Annotated in this window: 7 protein-coding genes; 6 read left to right on the top strand and 1 reads right to left on the bottom strand. The window is 42.0% G+C overall.

The window, feature by feature from the left end:
- Nucleotides 1–155 precede the first annotated feature (155 nt).
- On the top strand, nucleotides 156–1,397 hold the full coding sequence (locus V5804_RS01405) for a peroxiredoxin family protein (RefSeq protein WP_369589588.1): 1,242 nt from the start codon (nucleotides 156–158) through the stop codon (nucleotides 1,395–1,397).
- Between the two features lie 421 nt (nucleotides 1,398–1,818).
- Here V5804_RS01405 and V5804_RS01400 read toward each other — a convergent pair whose 3' ends face one another.
- Nucleotides 1,819–2,151 (bottom strand): phage holin family protein, encoded by a 333-nt coding sequence (locus tag V5804_RS01400; protein WP_369589587.1) that lies wholly within the window; start codon nucleotides 2,149–2,151, stop codon nucleotides 1,819–1,821.
- A 209-nt stretch (nucleotides 2,152–2,360) separates the two neighbouring features.
- Between V5804_RS01400 and rimP the strand changes: the two genes are divergently transcribed.
- The 5 genes from rimP (at nucleotide 2,361) to V5804_RS01375 (ending at nucleotide 8,104) form a co-directional block, all read left to right on the top strand.
- Nucleotides 2,361–2,825 (top strand): ribosome assembly cofactor RimP, encoded by a 465-nt coding sequence (gene rimP, locus V5804_RS01395; protein ID WP_369589586.1) that lies wholly within the window; start codon nucleotides 2,361–2,363, stop codon nucleotides 2,823–2,825.
- 76 nt (nucleotides 2,826–2,901) lie between these two features.
- The gene (gene nusA, locus V5804_RS01390; RefSeq protein ID WP_369589585.1) at nucleotides 2,902–4,137 is read left to right on the top strand and encodes a transcription termination factor NusA; all 1,236 of its coding nucleotides are present in this window, start codon (nucleotides 2,902–2,904) and stop codon (nucleotides 4,135–4,137) included.
- Between the two features lie 59 nt (nucleotides 4,138–4,196).
- On the top strand, nucleotides 4,197–7,271 hold the full coding sequence (gene infB, locus V5804_RS01385; protein ID WP_369589584.1) for a translation initiation factor IF-2: 3,075 nt from the start codon (nucleotides 4,197–4,199) through the stop codon (nucleotides 7,269–7,271).
- Nucleotides 7,272–7,372: 101 nt separating this feature from the next.
- Nucleotides 7,373–7,897 carry a hypothetical protein gene (locus V5804_RS01380; protein ID WP_369589583.1) on the top strand — a complete coding sequence of 175 codons (525 nt, stop codon included), beginning with the start codon at nucleotides 7,373–7,375 and terminating at the stop codon, nucleotides 7,895–7,897.
- 9 nt (nucleotides 7,898–7,906) lie between these two features.
- A complete protein-coding gene (locus V5804_RS01375) occupies nucleotides 7,907–8,104 on the top strand; it encodes a hypothetical protein (RefSeq protein WP_369589582.1) in 198 nt (65 codons plus the stop codon).
- Nucleotides 8,105–8,162: the final 58 nt, after the last annotated feature.

Here is an 8,162-nt window from a genome sequence, read left to right as displayed (position 1 = left end):
AATGTGGCAAAATTAATTCCCCTATCGTACCTTTATCCACGGTTCCCAATCTTGATCTGACCTTTTATGATTTGCACCACAAAAATCAGCTTTTATTGGGAACCTTGTTTTACCCTCTAAATAAGTTTAAACAACTTCATTAACAATAAAATAACATGAAAAAAAAATATTTTTACATTCTTCCGTTTGCGGCTTTGTTTCTGCTGCATACTTCTTTTACCGGCATAAATTTAAAAAACGGCATCTGGCTGGCCAAACTAAAAACCACTTCCGGCCAATACATCCCGTTTAATTTTGAGTTGAAAGACAGTGCCGGGAAAAAACTGATGACGATCATCAACGGGAAAGAGCGGTTTAAAGTAACTGATGTGAACTTAAAAGGCGATTCGTTGCTCATCAAAATGCCTTTGTTTGACAGTGAAATCCGTACAGCTTTAAACGGAAATACACTGACCGGAAACTGGGTACGGCATTTAGGGAACCGCGATGTGCTGATCCCGTTTTCTGCCGAAGCAAATACTTCCTGGCGGTTTTTTGCTGCTTCCGAGAAAGCAAAATATGATATTTCCGGCCGTTGGTCTGCTGTTTTTACCGATGAAGATTTGCAGAACAAAGACGTAACCGTTGGCGAGTTCAAACAAAACGGCAACGACATTACCGGCACTTTTTTAACTACCACCGGCGATTACCGCTTTTTGCAAGGCACGGTTTCGGGCGATGAATTGTACCTGTCGTGCTTTGATGGCGGCCACGCTTTTTTATTTACCGGCAAGATCAGCAACGATAAAACCATCACCAACGGAAAGTTTTATTCCGGCGCTTCTTCCGTTCAATTGTGGAATGCGGTGAAAGATGCAAACGCCAAACTGCCCGATGCGTATTCGCTTACGGTTTTAAAACCGGGCTACAAAAAAATTGATTTTACTTTTCCTGATTTGGATAGAAAACCGGTTTCTCTATCTGCCAATCAGTTTAAAAACAAAGTGGTTATTTTACAGATTTTAGGTTCCTGGTGCCCAAACTGCATGGACGAAACGGCGTACATGGTCAATTTCTACAAAAAACACCATCCAAAAGGCGTGGATGTTTTGGGTTTGGCCTACGAGCGCACCACTGATTTTGCCACTTCCAAAAAAAATCTGGAGCAGTTAAAAAAGCGTTTCAATATTCCTTATGATTTGCTGGTTACCGGCTATACCAACAATAAAGGCGAACCGGCCAAAAGTTTACCGGCACTGGCCAATTTTGTTGCTTTTCCAACTACCATTATCATTGATAAAAAAGGCGAGGTGCGAAAAATACACACGGGTTTTAGCGGACCGGGAACTGGGGATTATTATACCGAATTTACGCACGAATTTGAAACTTTGATCCAGCAGTTGTTGGCTGAAAAATAAGTATCGAGCTGGTTTAAATTTATTTTTGCCAGCCGATGATGCTTCTTTTATGCCAATAAATTTAGGGTCTTATAGTTTAAGTTTTTTGGCTAAAGCCAATTGCTCGTTTCTTTTATCCACGGCCTAAAGGCCGTGGCAATTCTAAAGTTCCAACTTGAAATTTCTTCAATTCAATTGCCACGGCCTTTAGGCCGTGGTTTCATAAAGTATAGGTTTGGCTTTAGCCAAAATATTTAAGCGCGTGTTTAAATTTGTTCAGTTTATTTTCCATGCTTCTTTTACCCTATAAAAATTGGCAAACATTTGGTTTTTGGTTTATAAAAATTGATACCGGCACCAATTTTTATAGGGTAAAAGAAGCATTGGCATTTATTATTATCCAAATTTGAACAGGAACTAATAATAAAATTCAACAGGCCACTTATTCAAAAGCCCTGAAAACCATTTTTAGTACAGCCAAAACAATGGCAAACAAAGCGGCCGGTAAAAAGCCGTCAACTTTAAACCCGTTCAGCAACCTGGAAACCAGCAAAACCATGCAAACGGTAATGATAAACGAAAAAAGCCCAAGCGTTAAAATGGTGATCGGGAAAGTCAATATCCGCAGGATAAAACCAATCGTGGCGTTAACCAAAGCCAGGACAATCCCCGTAATCACAGCTTCAAAAAAGCCGCTGACATGAACGCCCGGAATCACGTTTGCCGCGATAAAAACAGCTAAACCGGTCAGTAAAATTTCTAAAATAAACCTCATCGTACCTGCAATTACAATTTTATCCGTTATAAAGTTTTAATACTGATTTTTATGTGGTAAAAACAGTATGGATTGTTCGGCCTGAAGCAGAAAATACGGCTGCAAATTATATTAAAAGCTTGACTGTTAAATATTTTATATATATTTGCAACAATAATTGAAAGAGGGGACAATGTTCCCTCTTTTCTTTTAACCGTTAATTTTTAAAGATGACTATTGAAGAGCGGGTAAAAAACTTGGTGGAAGAGAAGGTCAGCGACCGGCCCGATTTGTTTTTGGTGGATGTAAAAATGCACATCAACGGAAACCTGATTGTGTTGGTGGATGGTGATCAGGGAATCGGGATTGCAGATTGTGCGGCCATCAGCCGTTTTGTGGGTTTTCATTTGGAAGAAGACAACGTGATCGAGCAGGCTTACAACTTGGAAGTTTCTTCGCCCGGCGTGGATTTTCCTTTAAAATCGTTGCGGCAGTTTCAAAAAAATATCGGCCGTAACTTACAACTCAAACTAGCCGACGGCAGTAAAAAAGAAGGCAAATTGCTGGCTGCGGATGAAGAAGGCATTTCGATAGAAGAAAAAATAACGGCAAAAGGCAAAAAAGCAACGTTTGCAGAAGCACGCTTAACTTACGGTCAAATCGCAGAGGCAATCGTTTTGGTGTCTTTTAAATAGAAATTTACATACTGTTTTTACCACCTAAAAATTGGTGAAAACAAGATAAAAAGGAATAAAAAAGCTGAATTAAAAAATGAGCAACTTAAATTTAATTGATTCTTTTCAGGAATTTAAAGATTTCAAAAACATTGACCGGCCAACGATGATGAGCGTGATGGAAGATGTGCTGCGCAGCATGATCAGAAAAAAATACGGCACCGATGAAAATTGCGACATTATCGTGAATACGGATAACGGCGATTTGGAAATTTGGCGCACGCGGATGGTGATGGAAGACGGTTTTTCGGAAGATGACGATTTGGAAATCGAACTGGCGGAAGCAAAATTGCTCGATCCGGATTTGGAAGTTGGCGAAGAACATATCGAACTGGTTACACTGGAGAGTTTTGGCCGACGTGCCATTCTGGCCGCCCGCCAAACTTTGGTTTCCAAGGTTTTAGAGTTGGAGAAAGATGAGATCTACAAAAAATATAAAGACCGCGTTGGCGAAATTGTAACCGGCGAAGTTTATCAGGTTTGGAAAAAAGAAGCCTTGATCTTGGACGACGAAGGCAACGAATTGCTGCTGCCCAAAACAGAGCAAATCCCGGCGGATTATTTTAAAAAAGGCGATTCGGTACGTGCCGTGATCCATAAAGTGGACATGATGAACAGCAACCCGAAAATTATTATTTCGCGTACCGCGCCAGAATTTTTACAGCGTTTGTTTGAAATGGAAGTCCCGGAAATTTTCGACGGGCTGATCACGATCAAAAAAATTGTGCGCGAACCGGGCGAAAGGGCCAAAGTAGCGGTAGAATCCTATGATGACCGTATTGACCCGGTTGGGGCCTGCGTTGGGATGAAAGGTTCGCGCATCCACGGCATTGTGCGCGAGTTGAAGAACGAAAACATTGACGTGATCAACTACACCAACAATTTATCCTTATATGTGCAACGTGCTTTGTCTCCCGCAAAAATCACTTCTATTAAGTTGGACGATGACAAAAAGACAGCGGCCGTTTATTTAAAGCCCGATCAGGTTTCATTGGCCATTGGCCGTGGCGGCCATAATATAAAACTGGCAGGTAAATTGACGGGTTACGAAATAGACGTTTACCGTGAAGTGGACGAGCGCGAAGAAGACGTTGATATCGAAGAATTTTCTGACGAAATTGATGGCTGGATTTTGGATGAATTCAAGCGCATCGGTTTAGATACCGCAAAATCAATCCTAAACTTGAGTGTTGACGAATTGGTTAAACGTACTGACCTTGAAGAAGAAACAGTGAAAGAAGTTTTGTCAATTTTACAATCAGAATTTGAATAAAATGTAATAACAAATTAAAAAAATGTACTTTTGTAATAAAGCGCAGAAAACAATAATAAATGTCAGAAGACAAATCCACAAAATTATTTAAAGCAGCAAAAGAACTGAATATAGGCACCGGTACTATAGTTGGTTTTCTTGGTGGCAAAGGTTTCAAGATAGAAAACAAGCCCACAACCCAGTTAAGTGCCGATATGTATGAAGCGCTGTTGAAAGAATTTCAGGGCGATAAAAATATAAAAGAAGAAGCCAAGCAGATCAGCATTGGCAAGATCAGAAAAGAAGAGGCCGTGCCAGTGGCCGAAAAACCGGTTGCTTTCCATGGCAGGGACAATGGGCAGGATACGTTGACCAAGAGTTCCGGTAATTCCCACGATAATTCAAGGTCTTCTGCCCAGGCACAAAGCAACAATACAGATGGCCATTTGCCAGGTGTAAAAGTTGTAGGCAAAATTAATTTAAATGACCTGAACGGCAGGGGCCATCAGGAAAAACCTGTTGTAAAAGAAGCACCGAAACCGGAAGTAAAACCGGTTGAAGCAAAAGCACCGGAAGCGCCAAAACCTGTTTCCCAGCCAGAACCGGTTGTGCAAAAACAACCTGAGCCTGTTGTACCAACACCAACTCCGGTGGTTGCAAAACAACCGGAAGCCACCGAAAAAGAGGTGGTAAAAGAAGCACCAAAAGCAGAGGTTCCTAAACCGGCACCAATAGTTGAGGCACAGGTTGCCGCCAAAGCACCGGAAGTTAAAACACCGGTTGCTGTTGTTCCGCCGGCAGTTCCTGCTCCTGTTGCACAAGCTGCGCCGACAGAAGAAGCACCAGCAGAATCAGAAGTGATCAGGGCACGTGCAGACCGGTTGACCGGCCCGAATGTAGTTGGCCGGATTACTTTGCCGGTTAATCCGCCTAAACGCGGCAATCAACCGGTAGCATCTTCTTCAAACACGGCAAACAATAGCAGTGCCGCCGATCAAAAAAGGAAGCGCAAACGTAAAGAGAATGCCCCTGGGCAGCCACCACATAGCGGTCAGGCTCCAAATACGCAGGGTTCTCATGCACCTGGTCAAAATAACAATAACAATGGCCAGCGGCCGCCGCAAGGCCAGGGAAACCGTCCGCCGTTCAACAGAAACAACAACAATAACGGGCGTCCTGATAACCGGAATGCGCACGGCAACAATCGTCCTGCTCCTGCAACCGGGCCAAAAGAAGAACCAACAGAAAAGGAAATTCAGGATCAGATCAAAGCTACTTTAGCACGTTTAAGCGGTGCCGGGAAATCTGGTAAATTTGCCCAGCGTTCTAAATTGCGCCGCCAGAAACGGGATGATTATGCATCTTCGGCAGAAGAGGCGGCAATGGAGCAGCAACTGCAATCCAAAGTTTTAAAAGTTACCGAGTTTGTTACGGCAAACGAGCTGGCTTCGATGATGGACGTTTCTGTAACTCAAATCATTTCCACTTGTATGAGTTTGGGCATGTTCGTTTCTATCAACCAGCGTTTAGATGCAGAAACTTTAACCATTGTGGCCGATGAATTTGGTTACGAAGTGGAATTTGTTAAACCGCAGGATGAAGAAAGCAGTTTGGATGAAGCAGATGCGGCCGATACTTTAGTGCCGCGTGCGCCGATCGTAACTATTATGGGCCACGTAGATCATGGTAAAACTTCTTTGCTGGATTTTATCCGTAAAACCAACGTGATTGCCGGTGAAGCAGGCGGCATTACCCAACACATTGGTGCTTATGAAGTTACCTTAGAAAATAAAAAGAAAATCACGTTTTTGGATACACCGGGACACGAAGCTTTTACAGCGATGCGTGCCCGTGGTGCCCAGGTAACGGATATTGTCATCATTGTGATTGCTGCAGATGACAGCATCATGCCGCAAACGCGTGAAGCCATTAACCATGCGCAGGCAGCCGGTGCGCCGATAATTTTTGCTTTTAACAAAATTGATCGTCCGGGAGCAAACGCTAACAAGATACGCGAGCAGTTGGCCGCCATGAATATTTTGGTGGAAGACTGGGGCGGAAAATACCAGGCACAGGAAATTTCAGCCAAAACCGGTTTGAATATTGACCTGTTGTTGGAAAAAATATTGCTGGAAGCAGAATTATTGGAACTGACTGCCAACCCAAATAAACGTGCCGTAGGAACCGTAATTGAAGCTGCTTTGGATAAAGGCCGCGGTATTGTAACCACCGTTTTGGTTCAATCCGGAAAGTTGCGTGTGGGCGATCCGATCTTAGCTGGTTGTTACAGCGGACGTGTAAAAGCATTGACCAACGAGCGCGGACAACGCGTGGAAGAAGCTGGGCCATCAACACCGGTACAAGTGTTGGGTATGCAAGGTGCGCCAACCGCGGGTGATAAATTTAACGCGATGGAAAGCGAAGTGGAAGCGCGCGAAATTGCAAACAAACGCTTGCAGTTACAGCGCGAACAGGGCTTACGCACGCAGAAACACATTACGTTGGATGAAATTGGCCGTCGTTTAGCCATCGGAAACTTTAAAGAATTGAACATTATTGTAAAAGGTGATGTGGACGGTTCTATCGAAGCACTTTCTGATTCGTTATTGAAACTTTCGACCGAGCAAATCCAGGTAAATATCATTGGCAAAGCAGTGGGGCAAATTTCAGAATCGGATGTATTGCTGGCTTCTGCTTCGGATGCGATCATCATTGGTTTCCAGGTCCGCCCTTCCGCCAGTGCGCGTAAATTGGCCGAGCAGGAGCAGATTGACATCCGTTTATACTCCATCATTTACGATGCCATCAACGAAATTAAAGCAGCCATGGAAGGTATGCTGGCACCAACTTTTGAAGAGAAGATTGTGGCCAATGTAGAAATCCGCGAAACCTTTAAGATCAGCAAAGTGGGTACGATTGCCGGTTGTATGGTATTAGACGGGAAGATCAGCCGCAACAGCAAAATACGGATTGTGCGCGATGGTGTGGTAGTTTATACCGGGGAACTGGCTTCTTTAAAACGTTATAAAGATGATGTAAAAGAAGTAGCAACCGGTTACGAATGCGGTTTAAACATCAACAATTTCAACAACATTGAAGTTGGCGACATTGTAGAAGCTTACGAAAACGTTGAGGTGAAAAGAAAGTTGGCTTAAACATTTAGCAGTAAAAATATTGTAAAACTTAAGCTTTTGTTAACAGCAAAAGCTTTTATGCTATCTGGACAGTATATTTTCTAAGACTGGGTATTTTAGCAATGGTAAAACAAACACCGTTTAACATAGAAATTGACAAACTAACACATTCGATTGAGAATACGGTTACAGGCGACAAATTTAAAACAGAAGTTATAGAAATAACCCCAACAGATGTTAAATCTTTAAAGAAATCAGATTGGCTTTTTGATTGGAAAGCAGAATCAAAACAATTAGATAAAAAAATTTATAAACTTGTTATTGTTGACAATCCTTCAATCATTCAAGGACTTATTGAATTACAAGACCGATCAGACCATATTTTTATGTTACTTATCGAAAGTAGTAAGTTTAACAAAGGTGCAAAGAAAGTTTATTATGGCGTGCCGGGAAACCTTGTAGCTTTTGCTTGCAAGCTTTCTTTTAGCAAAGGTTATGGCGGTTATGTTTCATTTGAAAGTAAAACAAAATTGATTGAACACTATAAAAAGTCGTTAGGCGCCCACATACTTTTTGGTAATATCATGGCGATTAACACAATAGCAGCAAATAAATTAATTGAACAATATTTTCCTAAAAAGCTGTAACTTTAAATTATGATTAGAGAAGAAAAAGATATTGATTTTTATACTACTGGCAGACAACCTTCTAAACTGGAATTTGCAAAAATTAGTGAATGGATTAAAAACGACACAGCAAAGCAAAATTTAAACAGCAAAAAGGCACAGCAAAGAAAAAATAATCCGGCCAACATAAGTACTGTTGCGAGCGCACTTGATTTGGTACAGCATTAGCAGTAGTAACATTGGTTAGCTTTAAAGTGGGCGATATTGTATAAGCTTACGAGAATTT

The organism is Mucilaginibacter sp., assembly GCF_041088075.1.
GTDB lineage: Bacteria > Bacteroidota > Bacteroidia > Sphingobacteriales > Sphingobacteriaceae > Mucilaginibacter_A.
The sequence above is the reverse complement of the archived record's forward strand: the minus strand, read 5'-3'. Positions and strand labels throughout refer to the sequence as shown.

Bases quoted from the DNA above. Each gene is read 5' to 3' on its own strand.
- V5804_RS01405 (WP_369589588.1), top strand. From the start codon at position 156: ATGAAAAAAAAATATTTTTACATTCTTCCGTTTGCGGCTTTGTTTCTG.
- V5804_RS01400 (WP_369589587.1), bottom strand. From the start codon at position 2,151: ATGAGGTTTATTTTAGAAATTTTACTGACCGGTTTAGCTGTTTTTATC.
- rimP (WP_369589586.1), top strand. From the start codon at position 2,361: ATGACTATTGAAGAGCGGGTAAAAAACTTGGTGGAAGAGAAGGTCAGC.
- nusA (WP_369589585.1), top strand. From the start codon at position 2,902: ATGAGCAACTTAAATTTAATTGATTCTTTTCAGGAATTTAAAGATTTC.
- infB (WP_369589584.1), top strand. From the start codon at position 4,197: ATGTCAGAAGACAAATCCACAAAATTATTTAAAGCAGCAAAAGAACTG.
- V5804_RS01380 (WP_369589583.1), top strand. From the start codon at position 7,373: ATGGTAAAACAAACACCGTTTAACATAGAAATTGACAAACTAACACAT.
- V5804_RS01375 (WP_369589582.1), top strand. From the start codon at position 7,907: ATGATTAGAGAAGAAAAAGATATTGATTTTTATACTACTGGCAGACAA.